Origin of the sequence: Microcoleus sp. BR0-C5, from assembly GCF_036705045.1 — a bacterium.
In the GTDB taxonomy this organism is placed as follows: domain Bacteria; phylum Cyanobacteriota; class Cyanobacteriia; order Cyanobacteriales; family Microcoleaceae; genus Microcoleus.
Map to the genome: position 1 here is coordinate 1 of NZ_JAUBTR010000063.1, position 17,971 is coordinate 17,971.

At 45.7% G+C, this 17,971-nt stretch carries 16 protein-coding genes and 1 pseudogene; 9 read left to right on the plus strand and 8 right to left on the minus strand.

Annotation, left to right across the window (positions count from 1 at the left end):
* Together QUB08_RS24150 and QUB08_RS24155 are read left to right on the plus strand one after the other, a co-directional pair.
* Positions 1-507, plus strand: a 507-nt coding sequence (locus QUB08_RS24150; protein ID WP_333227793.1) for a transposase, incomplete at its 5' end; no start/stop codon positions are given.
* 386 nt (positions 508-893) lie between these two features.
* Complete coding sequence (locus QUB08_RS24155; RefSeq protein ID WP_333227796.1) at positions 894-2,237, plus strand: EAL domain-containing response regulator; 1,344 nt, start codon at positions 894-896, stop codon at positions 2,235-2,237.
* Between the two features lie 42 nt (positions 2,238-2,279).
* On the opposite strand, the pseudogene QUB08_RS24160 reads toward QUB08_RS24155, so the two are convergent.
* Positions 2,280-3,428, minus strand: a pseudogene (locus QUB08_RS24160) (RNA-guided endonuclease InsQ/TnpB family protein).
* A gap of 51 nt (positions 3,429-3,479) precedes the next feature.
* Here QUB08_RS24160 and tnpA point away from each other — a divergent pair.
* Entirely contained in the window at positions 3,480-3,911 is a 432-nt protein-coding gene (gene tnpA / locus QUB08_RS24165) for an IS200/IS605 family transposase (protein ID WP_333151877.1), read from the plus strand.
* Positions 3,912-4,113: 202 nt separating this feature from the next.
* Positions 4,114-4,890 carry a response regulator transcription factor gene (locus QUB08_RS24170; RefSeq protein ID WP_445300951.1) on the plus strand — a complete coding sequence of 259 codons (777 nt, stop codon included), beginning with the start codon at positions 4,114-4,116 and terminating at the stop codon, positions 4,888-4,890.
* 226 nt (positions 4,891-5,116) lie between these two features.
* Here QUB08_RS24170 and QUB08_RS24175 read toward each other — a convergent pair whose 3' ends face one another.
* Both QUB08_RS24175 and QUB08_RS24180 read right to left on the minus strand, forming a co-directional pair.
* The gene (locus QUB08_RS24175) at positions 5,117-5,833 is read right to left on the minus strand and encodes a pentapeptide repeat-containing protein (RefSeq protein ID WP_333227798.1); all 717 of its coding nucleotides are present in this window, start codon (positions 5,831-5,833) and stop codon (positions 5,117-5,119) included.
* A 191-nt stretch (positions 5,834-6,024) separates the two neighbouring features.
* Positions 6,025-7,224 carry a phosphoglycerate kinase gene (locus QUB08_RS24180; protein WP_333227800.1) on the minus strand — a complete coding sequence of 400 codons (1,200 nt, stop codon included), beginning with the start codon at positions 7,222-7,224 and terminating at the stop codon, positions 6,025-6,027.
* Positions 7,225-7,407: 183 nt separating this feature from the next.
* On the opposite strand from QUB08_RS24180, the gene QUB08_RS24185 reads away from it, so the two are divergent.
* Together QUB08_RS24185 and ylqF are read left to right on the plus strand one after the other, a co-directional pair.
* Positions 7,408-7,821, plus strand: coding sequence for a universal stress protein (locus QUB08_RS24185; protein ID WP_333227802.1), 414 nt, complete (start codon positions 7,408-7,410; stop codon positions 7,819-7,821).
* 235 nt (positions 7,822-8,056) lie between these two features.
* Entirely contained in the window at positions 8,057-8,911 is an 855-nt protein-coding gene (ylqF, locus tag QUB08_RS24190; protein ID WP_333227804.1) for a ribosome biogenesis GTPase YlqF, read from the plus strand.
* Positions 8,912-8,930: 19 nt separating this feature from the next.
* Here the strand turns inward: ylqF and QUB08_RS24195 are convergent, their stop codons facing one another.
* A complete protein-coding gene (locus QUB08_RS24195; protein ID WP_333227807.1) occupies positions 8,931-9,746 on the minus strand; it encodes an MOSC N-terminal beta barrel domain-containing protein in 816 nt (271 codons plus the stop codon).
* A 234-nt stretch (positions 9,747-9,980) separates the two neighbouring features.
* On the opposite strand from QUB08_RS24195, the gene QUB08_RS24200 reads away from it, so the two are divergent.
* Entirely contained in the window at positions 9,981-10,691 is a 711-nt protein-coding gene (locus QUB08_RS24200; protein WP_333227808.1) for a carbonic anhydrase, read from the plus strand.
* Between the two features lie 109 nt (positions 10,692-10,800).
* Here the strand turns inward: QUB08_RS24200 and QUB08_RS24205 are convergent, their stop codons facing one another.
* Complete coding sequence (locus tag QUB08_RS24205) at positions 10,801-11,988, minus strand: tetratricopeptide repeat protein (RefSeq protein WP_333227810.1); 1,188 nt, start codon at positions 11,986-11,988, stop codon at positions 10,801-10,803.
* Between the two features lie 298 nt (positions 11,989-12,286).
* Here QUB08_RS24205 and QUB08_RS24210 point away from each other — a divergent pair, with 298 nt between their 5' ends.
* Positions 12,287-12,559, plus strand: coding sequence for a GlsB/YeaQ/YmgE family stress response membrane protein (locus tag QUB08_RS24210; RefSeq protein ID WP_333227812.1), 273 nt, complete (start codon positions 12,287-12,289; stop codon positions 12,557-12,559).
* A 229-nt stretch (positions 12,560-12,788) separates the two neighbouring features.
* Here QUB08_RS24210 and sppA read toward each other — a convergent pair whose 3' ends face one another.
* From sppA to QUB08_RS24225, 3 genes are all read right to left on the minus strand, one after another.
* On the minus strand, positions 12,789-14,609 hold the full coding sequence (sppA, locus tag QUB08_RS24215) for a signal peptide peptidase SppA (protein ID WP_333227814.1): 1,821 nt from the start codon (positions 14,607-14,609) through the stop codon (positions 12,789-12,791).
* A 282-nt stretch (positions 14,610-14,891) separates the two neighbouring features.
* Positions 14,892-15,941 (minus strand): type 2 isopentenyl-diphosphate Delta-isomerase, encoded by a 1,050-nt coding sequence (gene fni / locus QUB08_RS24220; protein ID WP_333227816.1) that lies wholly within the window; start codon positions 15,939-15,941, stop codon positions 14,892-14,894.
* A 144-nt stretch (positions 15,942-16,085) separates the two neighbouring features.
* On the minus strand, positions 16,086-16,769 hold the full coding sequence (locus tag QUB08_RS24225; protein WP_333227818.1) for an SDR family NAD(P)-dependent oxidoreductase: 684 nt from the start codon (positions 16,767-16,769) through the stop codon (positions 16,086-16,088).
* 77 nt (positions 16,770-16,846) lie between these two features.
* On the opposite strand from QUB08_RS24225, the gene QUB08_RS24230 reads away from it, so the two are divergent.
* On the plus strand, positions 16,847-17,956 hold the full coding sequence (locus tag QUB08_RS24230) for an S-(hydroxymethyl)glutathione dehydrogenase/class III alcohol dehydrogenase (RefSeq protein ID WP_333227821.1): 1,110 nt from the start codon (positions 16,847-16,849) through the stop codon (positions 17,954-17,956).
* Positions 17,957-17,971: the final 15 nt, after the last annotated feature.

A 17,971-nucleotide genomic window follows, 5' to 3' on the forward strand; every position in this document is an offset into this window, starting at 1 on the left:
GATCGAATTAGTTGGGATAACTTCAATGAATCAGGAGACTTAATAGCCCAAGTAGAAGCATTTAAAGAATTCACAGGACATTACCCAGAATCAGTTCACGTTGACCAAATTTATCGCACTCTATCGAATAGAGCATGGTGTAAAGAAAGAGGAATTAGGATGAGCGATCCGCCCTTGGGAAGACGACCAGCCCATGTGAGTAAAGCAATAAAAAAGCAAGCTCAAGAAGATGAGAAAGCCCGTCAAGCTATAGAAGGAAAATTTGGTCAAGCAAAAAGAAGATTTAATCTCGAGCGAGTGATGGCTAAACTCGATAATACATCCCAAACAACGATTGCAATTGCTTTTTTAGTCATCAACCTTGTGGCAGGGTTATTGCGGTTATTGTGGCTTTTTTTGTGTCAAATTTTATTAATAACAACTGGAAAGGCGGCCAAGATTATCAAAAGTTATGTCCTGGCATTACAGCCAAAAGAAAAACTTAATTTTAGCGTGGGCGAGCAATAGCGCGATCGAACTTTTTTGAGTTTTTTGGACTTATTCAGCAAGCCCTAATTATGAACAATTAACCGGACATCATATAAGTGATAGCCTGAGTAATTTCCGCCATCCGGGCACGGAAACTGTTGGCTAATTATTTTATGAGAAATATTAAGAATATTGTAATAAAAGTTTATCAAACGAGTCGGTCGCAGCAGTTTTCTGCTCTTGAAAGAGAGCGAAATCTTCCCAATTTGGACAGTTCTTTGATTGTGACTTAAGAACCGAGGGGAAATATTCAGCCATTTGGCTAATGGTTTATTGGCTAATTAGCTGAATTATTAATTTGCTAGTTTGAGTATGCTAGAGTTAGTCAGGTTCAGATATATAGTGCCATCTGTTATCTAAGTATCATGCTCAAAATTTTGGTAATTGAGGACGACGAATTAATCCGGGAAACTCTTCTACAACTCCTGGAATCTCACAGCTACCGGGTCATTGCGGCCGAGAACGGTCGAGTTGGGGTGCAGATGGCACTTTCGGAGATACCAGATTTAATTTTGTGCGATGTGCAGATGCCGGAACTCGACGGTTATGACGTGTTGCGGACGCTGCGGCAAAACTCGCTAGCTGCAACAATTCCATTTATTTTCCTCACGGCTCAAAGTGACAAAACCGATTTTCGTCGGGGGATGGAATTGGGGGCCGACGATTACTTGACAAAGCCGTTTACCAAGGCTGAATTGCTGGGAGCCATTGCTTCTCGCGTCTTGAAACGGCAAACTATTACTCAACCGCTGACAGTCGCGCTTAGCCAAGCAGAAGCCAGACTCAAAGATTTAGTTAACGACTCCACCAAGGTTACAACCCTCTCTCCTGAAAAGTTTGCTCTCGAAGCTTTGCTGCGCCACGCTTTGGCACAAGGTGAGTTTCAGGTATATTATCAGCCACAAGTGAATATTGCTACCGGCCAAGTTATCGGCGCCGAAGCTTTAGTGCGCTGGCAAAATCCCGATCGAGGAATAATTTCTCCCTGCGAATTTATTCCCTTAGCAGAAGAAACAGGTTTAATTATTCAGATTGGCGAGTGGGTACTGCTTTCAGCTTGCGCTCAAGCCGCTAGTTGGCTGGCGGCGGGGTTTTCGCCCTTTACAATATCAGTAAACTTGTCGGCCCGGCAGTTGTCCGACCCGGAACTCAAGGCGCGAATCGTCCAAATATTGGAAACTACAGGTTTAGAGCCTGCTAATTTAGAATTAGAAATGACCGAAAGCGCTTTGGTGGAAAATGCGACAGTAGCAGGCGCTACTTTAAACCAACTTAAAGCTCTAGGAATTCGGATTGCTATTGACGACTTCGGCACCGGTTACGCTACTTTAGGATATCTTAAGCAATTTGCTTTTGACAGTTTAAAGATCGATAGAATTTTCGTCCGTAATGCCAACGAAGATACTCAAAATGCTGCTATTACTACAGCAGTAATTTTACTGGGTCACAGTTTGAATATGACTGTAATTGCTGAGGGAGTGGAAACAGAAGCAGAACTAGATTTTTTGAAACAACATCAGTGCGATATCATGCAGGGGTATCTGTTCAGTCGCCCCGAACCAGCAGCGATAATTGAAAGTATGTTGGTGGCAGCCCCGAGTTTGTTCGGGCCGCCCCCAGCAGCACCTGGTCGCGTTGTCCCTTTTGTACCTGTGTCCGAACCCGAAAAATCTAAAAACCTTTCAATGTCGGGTCTAGGAATAGTTTGACATACTCCCCAGCGTAAACGCGCGGGGATTCTTTACGCTTCATCAAGATGTGCCACAAGTGGTCTTACCTTCTCTCTGCGTACATTTAGAGTCGTGGCAATGCCCTATCCCGACTTGAAGTATATTTTTCGCAGCGTTCAAATCTCTATCTTGCTGAGTGCCACAATTAAGGCACAGCAGCGAACGAATAGAGAGGTCTATTTTGCCCCATTTAAACCCGCAGTCCGAACAGACTTGACTGGTTGGCGAAGAGCGACTAATTACCCTGAATTCCCTACCTAGTTTTTCAGATTTAGCCTCACACAACACCCTAAACTCATACCATCCTTGCTGGCTAATCACTCTTGAGAGCTTGCGGTTTTTGACCATGCCAGACACGTTCAAATCTTCCAAAACAATTACTTGGTTTTCGTTAACTATTTTGGTTGACAGTTTGTGCAAGAAGTCTTCACGGGTATCTGCAATTTGGTTGTGCAATTTGGCTATCTAAATCCGAGTCTTATTTCGGCGTTTAGAGTCTTTGGGTTGCCGTGACAGCTTGCGCTGTAGTTTGCGAATCTTTCGGTCTAACTGTTTGTAGTTTGGACTTTCGGCTGTTTCACCGTTGCTCATTACTGCAAAGGTTTTAATGCCCAGATCGATGCCGATGCTGTGGTTTTTGGCTTCGACAATATCGGGATTAATCTCTACAACAAAGCTGAGAAAATAGCGGTTAGCGCAATCTTTGATTACGGTTGCAGAACTGGGATCTGACGGCAATTCTCTATACAAAATTGGTTTGACAATGCCAATTTGTGCTAAATAGACACATTCTGCTTTGATTGAAAACCCATTGCGCGTCAATCTTGCTGATTGACTATTTGTGCGTTTCTTGAACTTTGGATAGCCAGCCTTACGACCCTTTCTGTTTCCTTTACAGGACTCGAAAAAGTTCTTAAATGCTGTTTCCAAGTCCGAGATCGACTGTTGTAGAGGAATTGCCGAGACTTCCCCCAACCATGCCCTTTCTTCAGTCTTTTTTGCCTGAGTGATTACTGTTTTTTGAAGTTCTGCTGATTTTGGCTTTTTTTCAGATTGCTTGCAGATGGCAAGAGCGTCGTTCCAGACTACGCGAACGCAGCCAAACAACCGAGCTAGGCTCTGCTGTTGTTGGTTGGTCGGGTAAAATCTGTAGCGAAATCTTGCTTTCATGACTTGTGCTATAATTGGTCTGTTACTCGATTATATATTGGTTTACAGGCAATGACAACTATTTACCGCAAGGAACGCCATTCTGTTACAGAACTCAAAACACACTTGGTCTGCGTGACAAAGTACCGTCGGTCTGTATTTACGGGAGAAAGTCTTGATTTGATTGAAAAAACGTTTCGAGAGGTTGCCGAAAAAATGAATTTTCAAGTGCTTGAGTTTAATGGTGAAGACAATCACATTCACGCGCTGATTGAATATCCACCTAAACTTTCAATTTCTCAAATCGTGAACGCATTAAAGGGTGTTTCTAGTCGCAGGTACGGACAAGCTGGACACAAAAAACCTCATAAAGAGGCCTTGTGGAGTCCTAGCTATTTTGCTGTTTCTGTAGGGGCTGCGCCTTTAGAAGTCTTAAAGGAGTATATTAGAAATCAAGAAAAGCCGGCCACTGAAGAAGGGGCTTTAAACCCAAGTTTCTGGTAAATGTCACCAAAATTTCTGTTTTATAGGATAAAATTCTTTCTTTTACCTTCTATATTCTGCAGAAAAGTGGACGCTTCCTCATAAAAATTTGTAGCTTTTGATGATAGGCGAGTCAAAGAAGGAGATTGTTCTCCATATTGCTCTACTGCTTCCCCTTTTATGCCCTAGGCACCCCTAATTGGATTATTTGAGAAAGTGTGGCGTGTTGAAATTGCGAGCTTTTATCAAGTTGCAGGAGGTAAACTCAATTAAGTTCCTACTTTGGGACTGGCAGTTTCAAGAACTGTCCAACTGGAATTGGTGCAAGCCTGTCATGGAAAGAATATTAGTGGTGGACGACGAAGCAGACTGTCAAACAGTCTTAGCAATGTACCTGGAAAGTCAAGGATATCGGGTGGAATGCGCTAATTCAGGGGTTGAGGCGCTCTCGATTTTTGAAAATGCCCCCCCAGATTTGGTAATTTCAGATGTCATGATGCCGGAAATGGACGGGTTTGAGTTTTGTCGCCGTTTGCGAACTACCCGTTTGGGACAGTTAGTCCCCTTTATATTTTTGTCGGGTCAAGGCGAGTTGGAGTCAAAAGTTGAAGGTCATTCGATCGGAGCTGACGATTATCTGGTAAAACCTTTTCAGTCTGAAGAAATCTTAGCTAAGGTAAAGGCGCAGTTAGAGCGCTCTCACCGAATTCACGCCGAGATTGTACGACTGCTTCAAACTTCTAGCGGTAGGGCGGTGGAACCACAAGTTGTGGCAGTATTGCCAGCACCTGCACCTTTGCCTTTAACACCAGCCGAGGAAAGAGTTTTTTGGGAAGTGATCCAGGGTTATACTAACAAACAAATTAGCGATCGGCTGTTTATTAGCCCCCGGACTGTGCAAGCTCATTTAGGTAGCATTTTCAGTAAATTACAACTAGAAAATCGGGCCCAGCTTGTGAGATTTGCCCTAGAAAACGGATACAAACCACCGCACACTTAGCTCAGCTCTGATATCATGTCCGGCACATTACTTACGATATGTCCCAAGAGAACGGAACCAAGTGAAGTGAAGCAATCCCACGAGCTTAAGATTGCTTACCTCTGCTGTCGTAAACTTTGCAATGACTGGCATTTAGGCGGACATGATATAAAGCTAGGGCGCGCCAGCCAGTCAAAAACTCCCGTAGCTGCAAAATTAATCGCGGCTGACGCACTCAGCAGGCTGATTATTCCAAATTCAAAACACAATAAGGAAAAGTAGTTATCACGCAAACTCCAGGCCCCAAATTCGTACCCCGAAAGTTGGCACGTTCCAAATCACCCTGCCGCACGTTATTAGCCGCATCGATATTTGTACCGCTCAATAGAGCATTAGGAAGCCTAGTATTTGACAAAATAGCATTCTGCAAATTACTATCGCGCACATCCGCCGAAGACATATTCGCTCCGCTTAAATTCGCACGATTCAAATTAACTCTAAACAGCAGCGATCGCCTCAAATCGGCATTCGACAAATTAGCTTGCAACAGATAAGCTTCGCCCAGATTCGCATTAAAAAGTTTAGCACCGCGCAAATCAGCACTCGTCAGATTCGCTCGCCCCAAAAAAGCATTAGACAAATCCGCATTTCGCAGATTAGCACCATTCAATTCAGCCCCGTACATCTCCGCATTAACTAAGTTAGCATTTGCCAAATTAGCATCACTTAAATCCGCTTCTAGCAAATTAGCTTCATAGAGATTTGCTCCGCTTAAATCGGCTCCTCTTAAATTAGCTCTGTACAAGCTAGCCTTGAACAAATCAGCATTTCTCAAGTCACAGCCCTCGCACTCATTACTTTCCAGCAATTGCCTAACATGATCTGGATTTTGAGCTTTAACGGGAGCTGCCAGCCCAAACAAAGCTAAACTTGCCGTTACAGTTGCCAAGAGTTTAAGTTTCACAAACAAACCTCACTGCTACTTCAAACAAATTATACTAGCAAACTGTAGACTTTAAACCGATATCCTTCTCTCTTTTCTCTTGTTCTGCGTTCTCTGCGCCCTCTGCGGTAAATCTTCAAAAAAATGATTCGCAGCCCAGGATTTATACCAGCTTCCAGCAAGGCGGGCAAAGCCCGCCCTACTTAACTTAATTAAGCTTCATCTAAAGCAGCAACACCAGGCAATTCCTTACCTTCTAGCAGCTCCAAACTAGCACCGCCACCAGTAGAAATGTGGCTCATTTGTTCGCCTAAATTCAACTGTTCAACAGCCGCCACCGAGTCACCACCACCGATAATTGTGGTAGTACCAGTTTTAGTAAGTCCAGCCAAAGAATGAGCAATACCTTCAGTTCCAGCAGCAAACTTCTCCATCTCAAACACGCCCATCGGCCCGTTCCAGATTACAGTTTTGCAATCGGCCAAAGCATCTTGGAAAGTTTTTACTGAATCCGGGCCGATATCCAAACCCATCCAACCGTCGGGGATGCTTTCAACAGGGACAGTTTGAGTGTTAGCATCAGCAGCAAACTTGTCAGCAACTACCACATCAGTAGGTAACAGAAAAGTAACTCCCCGTTCCTTCGCTTTAGCTTCCAAAGACTTAGCCAGTTCCAGCTTGTCATCTTCCACCAAAGACTTGCCCACGTTCAAGCCACGAGCTTTGTAGAACGTGAAAACCATACCACCGCCCAACAGCAGTTTGTCGCACTTTTCGAGCAGTTTTTCAATGACTCCAATTTTGCTGGAAACCTTAGAACCGCCGATTATAGCAGCTAAAGGACGCTGAGGATTGTCGATCGCACTGCCGAGATATTGCAGTTCCTTCTCCATCAAAAACCCAGCCACAGAAGGACTCAGATACTTAGTAACGCCCTCAGTAGAAGCGTGAGCCCGGTGAGCCGTACCAAAAGCATCATTGACATACAAATCGGCCACAGAAGCTAACTTTTTAGCAAATTCTGGGTCGTTTGCCTCCTCCTCTGGGTAGAAGCGGACATTTTCCAGCAACAGCACATCGCCATCTTGCATCGCGGCGACTGTAGCAGCGACTTCATCACCGATGCAGTCGTCAGTCTTTTTGACTTCTTTGCCCAACAATTCCGACAGGCGAACAGCAACCGGCGTCAAGCGCAACTTCTCCGTCACACCCTTGGGACGGCCGAAGTGGCTGCACAAAATCACCTTAGCGCCCTTGGACGCTAAATCTTGAATTGTCGGCAGAGCCGCCCGGATGCGAGTATCATCGGTGATATTGCCGTTGTCGAGCGGCACGTTAAAGTCCGCCCGCACCAATACCCGTTTGCCCGATAAGTCCGATGCCGATAAATTTGCTACAGTTTTTTTTGTCACAGGATTAACCTCCTAATATGTGTGTTTTTGTCGAATTCCGTTGAAATGGCGGCACTGGTAACTTGCACCCCGGCCTCGGACGCATTCAACCGCGCCCGTACAAAAAACGGAAGATGGAACAAACGGCACTGATTGGCTTAACCTAAACATTTTATCGGAGTCCGTGTCCCGGAGATGTGCAGTATGTTCAAGACAGTCTTATTTCCTGTAGATCAAAGCCGAGAAGCCCGCGAAGCTGCCGAAAAGGTTGTCAATATTGTGAAAACCTACGGTGCTCGTTTAGTTATTCTGTCGGTAGTCGAACCTCCCGCCGAGGAGGGCGCCGCCCCACCGTCAGAGGTGATGACTTCCCCCGAAGCAGTCGCCAAACTTCTTTCTGAGGCCCAATCGATGTTTTCCCAGCAGGGAATTGAAGCTGAAATCATCGAACGGGAAGGCAAACCTGCTTTCACGATTTGCGATGTGGCTGACGAAATTGGGGCCGATTTGATTGTGATGGGCTGTCGGGGGATGGGTTTAACCGATGATGGGGCGTCTGACAGCGTTACCAATCGGGTGATCAATCTGTCTCCTTGTGCAGTTTTGATTGTGCCTTAAGGAAGGAAGGAAGGAAGAAGGAAGAAGGAAGAAGGAAGAAGGAAGAAGGAAAACTCTTTCTTATTACTTATTTCCAGTAGTGTAAGTTAGATGCCCAACAGCTTACTTCTGCCATTTTCCTGATTCCCTCCTTCCTTCGTGCCCTTAAATCCGTTACACTCATCCGTTCCCTGATTATTTCTTGCTTCTTACCTCTTGCTTCTTCCTTATTCCTTCTTCCTTCTTCCTTCCTATTATGAAAATTCAATGGTATCCCGGTCACATTGCCAAAGCTGAACGGGCATTAAAAGAACAGCTAAAGCGGGTAGATGTGGTACTAGAAGTCCGAGATGCCCGCATTCCATTGGCTACTTATCACCCCCAAATGCCGAGTTGGGTGGGCGGCAAGCCACGAGTATTGGTCGTCAACCGCATGGATATGATTACTCCTCGATCGCGCGAGGCGTGGGAAACATGGTTTGAGGCCCAGGGGGAAACTGCGTATTTTACTAATGCCGAGCACGGTCACGGAGTAGACGCTGTGGCGGATGCGGTGCAGAATGCTGGAGTGCAGCTAAATAAAAGAAGGTTCGATCGAGGTATGCTGCCCCGTCCAGTCCGGGCAGTGGTAATGGGATTTCCCAATGTGGGAAAATCTGCTTTAATTAATCGGCTGTTAGGGCGGAGAGTGGTAGACAGTGCCCGCAGAGCTGGAGTAACTAAATCGCTGCGATGGATTCGCATTTCTGACGAAATTGAATTATTAGACGCCCCCGGAGTGATCCCAACCCGAATTAACAATCAAGAAAATGCCATAAAATTAGCTATTTGCGAAGATATTGGCGAAGCAGCTTACGACAATCAAGTAGTAGCCGCGGCTATGGTAGATTTGCTCCAAGGGCTGGAGGCGGCTGATGACACGTTGATATCACTATCTGGTTTCAAATCCAGGTATAAATTAGATGCAGCCTCTAATAATGGTGAAGATTATTTGCACGAGGTAGCAAAAGATAGGTATAAAGGAGATGTCGAACGAACGGCGCGGCAGATGTTAAACGATTTTAGAACTGGTGTTTTGGGTCAACTTACTTTGGAGTTGCCGCCGGCTTGATCAGACTCGTAACCTACAACTAATCAGAAATGGTATTCAATAGAGAGTTGCTGACGCTGATAATGTCAACTTCGTCTCCTATGTGTAATATTTTTTCTGCTGCTTGAGGTGCGAGTCGCGTGTTAACTATCAGCCGACTAAAGTGATTTAAATGCCCTTTTTTTACCAGGTCAGGCATGATTTCCTTCTGCTTGGCTGCTAGTATATTTTTAAAATTTATATCGCTTGCTTGCGTCGCATAATTTCGCGTAGATAAGAGACATGGCTGACCGGGATTAATAGCTTCAAATATTACTGTTCCTATTTTCAACCTCACAATTTCATCGGCTTGTGGTAAAAGTTGGTCTTCCCAAAAAGCCGGAACATCTCCTATTTCAATATTAGCTCGCAAGCAATGGCGCATCTCGTTAACGCAAACTCTCGGAAACCAAGATGCAACTTCGGCAATTGTTTCGGTACTGATAATGCTTGGCCCTGGTGCAGCGGTATTGTCGGGAAAACCTGTCAGCAAGTTTTCAATTAATTTGACAGGGAAACCGAAGTAGTTGCTCAACCAAGATTCTATTGCCAAGCGTTCTCTATCTACATGAAAAAATATTTCTTGTTCGGTGCCTTGAATTTTCAGGCCGGCAATTCTCTTTTTGATGTCAAAGGATAAGCGTAGAAAACGGACTCCGCTGTTGTGCTTAGTGTTAACCAATTCTCCTGCTGCATCGCAGATTGCAAAAGAGCGATCGCCTTCTAGAGCTCCGCTGGCTAGAATAGTTGCTTGACTGACTGCTATGCCGTCAAGGGACTTTACCGGATAGATATGAATGCTGGCGACGTAGGACATTTCGAGCCATTGATAAATAATTGTCGTTTTAGATACATTATAGCATCCCCTGCCGGTAGAAGGATGACGGCAGTTGACTTTACAAAATAAGATATGAAGGAAATAAAAAGTGGCCACTTTTTTGAAGTTTACATTGTGCCGGAGCAGCTTGTACAGAAAAATCACAGAAGTCTGACTGAGCTTGTGGTAGATATTATGGTATAAAATAGAAAAAATTGAACCGAGTTTTAAGCAATGACTGAAAGCGGAAGTAGAAGCATGATTTCGCGACGCAATTTAATGTTGAGGGCTGGTGCAGGGATGCTGGCGGCAAGCTTGGCACCTGCGTTTTTACAAGCCGAAGCAGCAAAGGCAGAGGCAATCTCTGGCATTACTCCCGACGGTGCTCTCAAGAAATTGATGGGGGGTAATCAACGCTACATTCAGCAAAAACGGACATTTCCCGACCAAGCTCGATCGCGAGTTGTAGAAGTAGCAAAGGGTCAACATCCGTTTGCAACCATCCTGGCTTGTTCTGATTCGAGGGTTGCTCCCGAAATTATTTTCGACCAAGGATTAGGGGACTTATTTGATATTCGAGTAGCTGGAAATTTTCTCGACGATGTGGTTCTCGGTAATATAGAATATGCCACTTTAGAATTAGGGGTGCCGCTATTAGTAATTCTGGGTCACGAACGCTGCGGTGCTGTCAAAGCAGCTTTAGATGGTAAAGCTGTTCCGGGTCACATTAGCACTTTGGTGGCGGCGATTAAACCTGCAGTTGATTCGACCAAAGGTCAAAAAGGCGATGCCTGGGATAACGCCGTCAGAGCTAACGTGAAAATGAATGTAAATAAGTTACAATCCTCCTCGCCTATTTTAGCTAAAGCAGTCAAAGCGGGCAAGCTTAAAGTTGTTGGGGGCCGCTACGATTTGGATAGCGGCAAAGTAGAGATAATTGCTTGATTGTGCTGGTAATTTTTACAGTTTGTAGGGGTAATGCCCCGTGCTTACCCCGTCCGGTTCGAGGGGCAACTACGGGGGGATTGCCCCTACAAATTATTTGGTAACAAGTTTAGATCAAACCCATTTCTTGCAGGCCCCGGCGCAGGCGTTCTGCTTCAAAGGGGCGGCGCTGTTCGTGAAGGGCGATCGCTCTTTTGAATTCTGCTAAACTTTCTGGCATTTTGCCAATTTTGAGCAAGGCTACTGCCAAGTTTTGATGAGCTTCCGCGTGTTCAGGATCGATTTTAATGGCTTGTCGGTAATAGGCGATCGCATCTGCTAAATTTCCGGCTGCCTTCAGCGTCAATCCCAAATTGTAGTGACCTACTCCAAAATTAGGGTCAATTTTTAAAGCTGCTTTGTAAGCTTTTTCAGCAGATTTCAAATCTCCTTCATCTTTGAGCAAATTGCCCAAATTATTGTAAGCACCCAACTTGAGCGCTGGTAACACATCTTTATTAATTGCCGCTTGATAGTGTTCTTTTGCTTTAACAAATTGCTGCTGCTGGCGATAAGCAATTCCCAAATGATAGTTGAGTTCGTAAAGAATAGAATCATTAATTGCCGCAGCAGTCAAGCCTTTGGTTAATAAATTAATTCCCCGCCCGATTTGCCCGGTTTCTACATACAAAGCGCCTAATTTGCTACAAGCATAAGCATCGTTTGGATAATAAGCGATATAGCGTTCCATTGCTGCTTGAGCTTTTTGGAATTTACCTTTTGCTGCGATCGCATCTTTTTGATAACCAGAGTGCAAAATCGCCACATCGGGGAGAGAAGCTATTGTCCATTTTGGTTCCCTCTGCAAAATCTCAGCCACGCTGTCGTCTACCATTGCGTGATAAGGGCGAGAAAAGCGGATGTCGGGGCGATTGCGAAACAAGCGCGACACTAGGGAATAGGGAGATTGAGAGGCACCGATTTCTTGACGGATGAGATTGATTAGGAGCAGCCGATCGCTCGCAATTGCCTGTTTAATTTGAGGTACAATCTCCGGTACTAAAACCTCATCGGCATCTAATACCAAAATCCAGTCGCCCTGGGCGTGCTTCAGACACTCATTGCGCGCCGCTGCGAAGTCGTCGCACCATTCAAAGTCATAAACCCTCGCCCCGGATTCTCTGGCAATTTCACGGGTGCGATCGCCCGATCCCGTATCCACCACCACAATTTCGTCAACAACACCCTTAACGCTGTCCAAAGTCCGCGACAGTGTTGCCTCTTCATTCTTCACAATCATGCACAGAGTCAGATTCATCGGGCGCAAGCTTTCCTCATTTCACAGAAATATTGTAATTTTTTTACCAGTAAAACACAAAAAGTCCCAGAAAAGATTCTCCTATTTCCCTTTGGCTTTGAGCATAAGTACCTTTCTTCCCTAGAAAAAGTGGGTTAAGTCTTTTGAGATATTAAAAAGCCTCAAACTCCGACGATTCATGAGAAATCCTACCACTTTCGGTTCATCCCTGCGGTAGAGGTAAGGGCGGGATAGGGGTTGTTATTCTAAGAACATAAGACAAGGCACGAGAGAAGTTAAGTATTCAGGAGAAAAAGACATGGGCGGTATTATTGCTTGGATTGTTTTAGGACTCATTGCTGGTGCGATCGCCAAAGCCATTTATCCGGGAACTCAAGGCGGCGGTTTTCTGGCAACAACAGGTTTAGGAATTTTGGGCGCGCTAGTGGGAGGTTTTCTAGGTCAACAGTTGCTGGGGACGAGCGCGGGAGCTTCCTTCGGAGCAATAACTCTACCCAGCATAGCTTTTGCAGTCGTAGGTGCGATCGTTCTACTTTTCGTCTGGGGATTGTTAACTCAGCGTGCAGCATAATAAATATTGCCAATTCCCAGTCGATCGACTTTTAGGGTATTCATAAACCCGGTTTCTTCCAGAAACCGGGTTTTTCAGTTGTTGGTAGGATGCGTCAGCCTACTTTTACCAAATCCGCGTTAAAAACCCCTATCAGACTCAGCGCTTGCAACAGTTCAAGAGCAAAACTTTCGTCCGCACAGAGGGGGACTGAAGAATAAAGGGGTAAAAATCCCGGACTTGGTATTAATTAATCAATCCGCAAATTGAAAGGCAAGCGAACGTAAACGCCCTGCGGGTCATTCATCGACTTGATCACAGCCAATTCATCTTGCATTTTCTTAAATTCGGCCGTTAGCGGGTCGAGTTTGGCGGCTGGTTTCAAAACGTGAATGCCTGAAAGTCTTTCCAAAATTCGCTCCTCCAAAGTGCGGCGTTTTGGATATTCTTCCAAATTCCAATCGTCGCCGAGTTTAGCTTGCTTCGCCGCCTCTCTGACAGCATCTTCAAGACCGCCAATTTCATCAACTAAACCCAACTGTTTCGCGGCCGTACCAGACCACACCCTGCCTTGAGCAATTTCTTGTACCTTGTTTTTCGGCAGTTTGCGGGAGTTGGCGACTTTAGTAATAAATCGATCGTAAATGCGATCGACTCTCCTCTGAATATTCGCCAATTCTTGAGGATTTTTCGGGCGGGAAACCGTGTTAGTATCCGCAAAGCGGGCGGTTTTCACAACGTCCCAAGTTAGGCCGTTGTTAGCAGCCAACTTTTCGGCGTTGAAAAGCATTCCAAAAACGCCAATAGAACCGGTAATCGTATTGGGTTCGGCAAAAATGCGGTTGGAACCCATCGAAATCCAATAGCCGCCGGATGCTGCTAAATTGCCCATTGAAACAATAACTGGTTTCTTTTTCCCCGTCAGCATCACTTCGCGCCCAATGACTTCGGCCGCCGTCGCGCTGCCTCCGGGACTGTTGACGCGCAAAACTACGGCTTTTACGTCGTCATCTTCTCGGATCTTCCGCATTGCTTGAGCGATGCGATCGCCTCCTACTTGAGTCGGGCCCCCTTCGCCGTCTACAATCTCTCCTTCAGCGTAAAGTATAGCAATTTGGTTTTTCTTGTTAGCATGACTTGAGTTTTTATTCTCAGCAATTCTCGCGTAGTTTTTCAAACTAATTTGCTTGAAAGATTTGTTTTCGCGATCGGTTCCGGTGAGTTTTTTGAGTTCGGTCGATATTTCGTCAAAGTATACAACTTTATCAACTAACTTGTTTTTGAGAGCTTCGTCAGCCATCAAAGTTCCGCCATTATCTGCAAGCGCTTGCAGTTGCGGAACAGTCACTTTGCGGCTCGGAGCGACAGTTTGCAGGTATTCTCCCCACATATCTCCGAGCAACTTTTGAGTTTGCTGGCGATTTTCGGGACTCATTTTTGTGAGCAAAAACGGCTCAACGGCTGACTTGTATTTGCCGACGCGAGTTACTTGCACTCCCACGCCGTATTTTTCCAAAGCACCGGTGAAAAACATTGCCTGACTGCTAAAACCGTTGATTTCCAAAGCGCCGTAAGGATTGACTGCAATTGTATTAGCAACGGAACCGAGGTAATAATCTCGCTCATTCCAGTCCATCTGGTAAGCAAAAATGGGTTTTTTGGCATCTCGGAAACGCTGCAAGGCCGATCGAACTTCTTTGAGATTGGCAAACCCGCTGCTGCTCGAATCCGAGCTGCCTTCGAGATAAAGGCCAACGATTTTCGGGTCTTTTTTCGCATATTCGATCGTGTCTAAAACAGTCCGCAGCGTCACTGTATCGCCGGAATCTTCCGAAAGCACTTCTTCAATCGCCGCGCTAGTGCTACGGCTCGGTTTGCTGTCGGTGATATTTAAAGAAAGGTCTAATACCAATACAGACTTATCTTGAACTTGCGGGCCTGAATCTTTAGACGACGATGCCGCCAGAGCAATTAGTAGTACCAGTCCCCCCAATCCGATGCTGCCCAGCAGCAGCAGTCCTAGGAAGGTTCCCAGTAAACTTGCACAGGTATATTTTAGGAAATCTTTCATTAGATAATTGGTTATTGGTTATTGGTAATTGGGCATCGTTAACTGTTGACTGTTGACTGTTGACTGTTGACTGTTGACAGTTAACTGTTAACGATGCTGTTCGGCATTTAAAAGACGATAGTATGGTGCGTCAGTACAGAAGTGGTTCCCTTGTAAGCATAAGTGTTCTAACTGACGCACCCTACAAGCCTCTGTTAACTGTTAACTGTTGACTAATGCCAACTAACAACTGCCAACTGCCAACTGCCAACTAACAACTGCCAACGGCCAACTGACTCACTTTTATCTTAACCTTTCCAAAACCCCAGATTGTTTTAACTCATCCAAATTACCGCAGCCCGTACAGAACATCACGGTGGCGATTTCTGCAATTAAAGCCTCAGCTAGAAGGGCTGCGGCTGATTCCGATTCCGCTGCAGCTTGTAGAAACGGCCGCGCCAGTCCCGCAATATCCGCGCCAAGGGCGATCGACTTCGCTGCATCCAACCCATTCTGCAAGCCTCCAGAGGCAATCAGAGGAACATCCGGCGCTGCGGCGCGGGTGCTGACAATGCACTCGGCTGTTGGTATGCCCCAGTCGGCAAAGGTTGCGCCTAACCTGCGCTGCTTGCCATCTTTAGCTCGCTCTCCTTCTATTTTCGCCCAAGAAGTGCCTCCGGCCCCGGCAATGTCGATCGCACCTACCCCGGCGGCGAGCAATTTCTTTGCCATTTTTCCTGAAATACCGTTGCCGACTTCTTTAGCAATAACTGGTACTGGTAATTTAGCGCACAATTTGGCAATTTTATCTAGCAGTCCTTTAAAGTTAGTATCGCCTTCGGTTTGAACGCACTCTTGCAGCGGATTGAGGTGCAAAATTAGTGCGTCTGCTTCGAGAATATCAATAATTTTTTGGCACTCTTCCAAACCGTAATTGTAGTTTAATTGAACCGCTCCGATATTGGCAAACAGGAGAATATCGGGAGCGCGGCGACGGACGGCAAATGTAGGAGCGAGTTGAGGATTTTCTACAACAATTCGCTGGGAACCGACTCCCATTGCTAGTTTGTATTCTTGAGCGACATCGGCGAGGCGATAATTGATGGTCTGGGCTAATTCTGTGCCGCCGGTCATGGAGGAAATTAGCAGGGGAACGGCTAGTTTTTTGCCGAGAAATGTGGAGGTTAAATCGATTTCGGTGCGATCGAGTTCTGGCAAACAGCAGTGTTCAAAACGGTAGCGTTCGAGGCCGCTGGTAGTTTCGCGAAATTGTACGTCTTCTTCGAGGCAAATCCGCAGGTGGTCTGCTTTGCGAGTTTCGGTTTGCGAGGGGGAGGTTAGCGGCAAGTTCACAGTGGCTATTTGGGGAAAGAGTTTTGATTTGGGAATATAGCAATTTTATTTCATTTTTGATTTTTTTTATGAACCGCAGAGAGCGCAGAGGGCGCAGAGGAGAAGAAAAGAGAGATATTCGCAAATCCTGTAAGGGTTGCTGTATTATCCAGGAACAGTCAGTGGCATTCCGTTATCTGAAGGTTTTAATTTTAGTAAAAAAGGAACTGCTTTTTGCACCCATGCTTTGACTGACGGGTAATTTGCCGCATCTTCTCCGAAACAAATGTCCAGCATATCTGTGTGAATTATCCCCGGATTCAAAGGAACGGCTGCCATACCTGCGGGCAATTCTTGAGCGAGCGATCGGGTAAGTCCTTCTATTGCCCACTTGGAAGCGCAATAGGGCGCGACTTCCGGCGAAGTTGACCTTCCCCAACCAGAACTAAAGTTGACAATTATGCCGCTTTTTCGAGCAATCATTGCCGGGACAAAGTGGCGAATTACATTAGCTGTACCTTTAATGTTAACATCAATTACCTGGGAAAATTCTTCGTTGCTGACCTTCCAAAGAGGCGCGAGATAATTAGTTACACCTGCATTGTTAATGAGCAAATCTGGCGGCTCCTTTTTTGCCAGCATTTCTGTTGCCCAAGCTTTTACTTGAGCGTCATTGGCGACATCCAAACAAGTAAAATGGTGGGGCGCACTATATTTTTGGTTGAGTTTTTCCACCGCTTCGGAAGAACGGGTGCATCCCACAACTGTATGTCCCAATTCAATAAAATTTTCGGTCAGGGCAAGACCGAGACCGCGACTGACTCCGGTAATTACAATTAATTTTGTCATAGATTTGCTGAATTTTGACATTAAGTAATACAATACATATTGACTGGTGAATTGACAAATCGATCGCAGGAGAAAGCATGAAAGTAAAAGCAGCAGTTGCTCGCAGTGCCGGCAAACCTTTGAGCATTGAAACGGTTGATCTAGATGGGCCGCGCGCTGGAGAAGTGCTGGTGGAAATTAAAGCCACGGGTGTTTGTCACACTGATGCTTACACTCTTTCCGGCGCAGATCCTGAAGGCTTGTTTCCGGCTATTTTAGGCCACGAGGGAGCCGGGATTGTCGCAGAAGTGGGGCCGGGAGTCACGAGTGTCAAAGTGGGCGATCGGGTAATTCCTCTATACATTCCTGAATGCCGCAACTGCGAATATTGTTTGAGCCGCAAAACAAATCTCTGTCAAGCAATTCGCGTGACTCAAGGCCAGGGAGTTATGCCCGACGGCACGAGCAGGTTTTCCATAGACGGACAGAAACTTTACCATTACATGGGAACTTCTACCTTCGCTAATTATACAGTATTGCCAGAAATTGCAGTAGCAAAAATTCGCGAAGATGCTCCTTTTGATAAAGTTTGTTTGATCGGCTGTGGCGTAACAACGGGCATCGGCGCTGTCATCAATACTGCGAAAGTAGAGCCTGGTTCTAATGTGGTAGTTTTCGGTTTGGGCGGCGTGGGTTTGAATGTAATTCAAGCGGCTCGCATGGTGGGAGCTAACATGATTGTCGGTGTAGACTTGAATCCCGACAAGCGAGATATGGCGGAAAAATTCGGCATGACTCACTTTGTCAATCCCCGCGAATTGGAAGGCGATTTAGTGCCTTATTTGGTAGATTTAACCAAAGGCGGAGCTGATTACAGTTTTGAATGTATCGGCAACATTAATGTGATGCGCCAAGCTTTGGAATGCTGCCACAAAGGTTGGGGCGTGAGCGTAATTGTCGGGGTAGCGGGAGCCGGTCAAGAAATTAGCACCCGCCCGTTTCAGCTAGTAACTGGCAGGGTTTGGAAAGGAACGGCTTTTGGCGGCGCCAAAGGCCGAACTGATGTTCCTAAGATTGTTGATTGGTACATGGACGGTAAAATTGATATTGACAGTCTGGTAACTCAGGTAATGCCGATCGACAAAATCAATGAAGCCTTTGATTTGATGCACAAAGGCGAAGTAATTCGCACAGTTTTGACATTTTGAACAAAAATCTTTCTC

Bases quoted from the DNA above. Each gene is read 5' to 3' on its own strand.
- QUB08_RS24155 (WP_333227796.1), top strand. From the start codon at position 894: ATGCTCAAAATTTTGGTAATTGAGGACGACGAATTAATCCGGGAAACT.
- tnpA (WP_333151877.1), top strand. From the start codon at position 3,480: ATGACAACTATTTACCGCAAGGAACGCCATTCTGTTACAGAACTCAAA.
- QUB08_RS24185 (WP_333227802.1), top strand. From the start codon at position 7,408: ATGTTCAAGACAGTCTTATTTCCTGTAGATCAAAGCCGAGAAGCCCGC.
- ylqF (WP_333227804.1), top strand. From the start codon at position 8,057: ATGAAAATTCAATGGTATCCCGGTCACATTGCCAAAGCTGAACGGGCA.
- QUB08_RS24195 (WP_333227807.1), bottom strand. From the start codon at position 9,746: ATGTCCTACGTCGCCAGCATTCATATCTATCCGGTAAAGTCCCTTGAC.
- QUB08_RS24200 (WP_333227808.1), top strand. From the start codon at position 9,981: ATGACTGAAAGCGGAAGTAGAAGCATGATTTCGCGACGCAATTTAATG.
- QUB08_RS24205 (WP_333227810.1), bottom strand. From the start codon at position 11,988: ATGAATCTGACTCTGTGCATGATTGTGAAGAATGAAGAGGCAACACTG.
- QUB08_RS24210 (WP_333227812.1), top strand. From the start codon at position 12,287: ATGGGCGGTATTATTGCTTGGATTGTTTTAGGACTCATTGCTGGTGCG.
- sppA (WP_333227814.1), bottom strand. From the start codon at position 14,609: ATGAAAGATTTCCTAAAATATACCTGTGCAAGTTTACTGGGAACCTTC.
- QUB08_RS24225 (WP_333227818.1), bottom strand. From the start codon at position 16,769: ATGACAAAATTAATTGTAATTACCGGAGTCAGTCGCGGTCTCGGTCTT.
- QUB08_RS24230 (WP_333227821.1), top strand. From the start codon at position 16,847: ATGAAAGTAAAAGCAGCAGTTGCTCGCAGTGCCGGCAAACCTTTGAGC.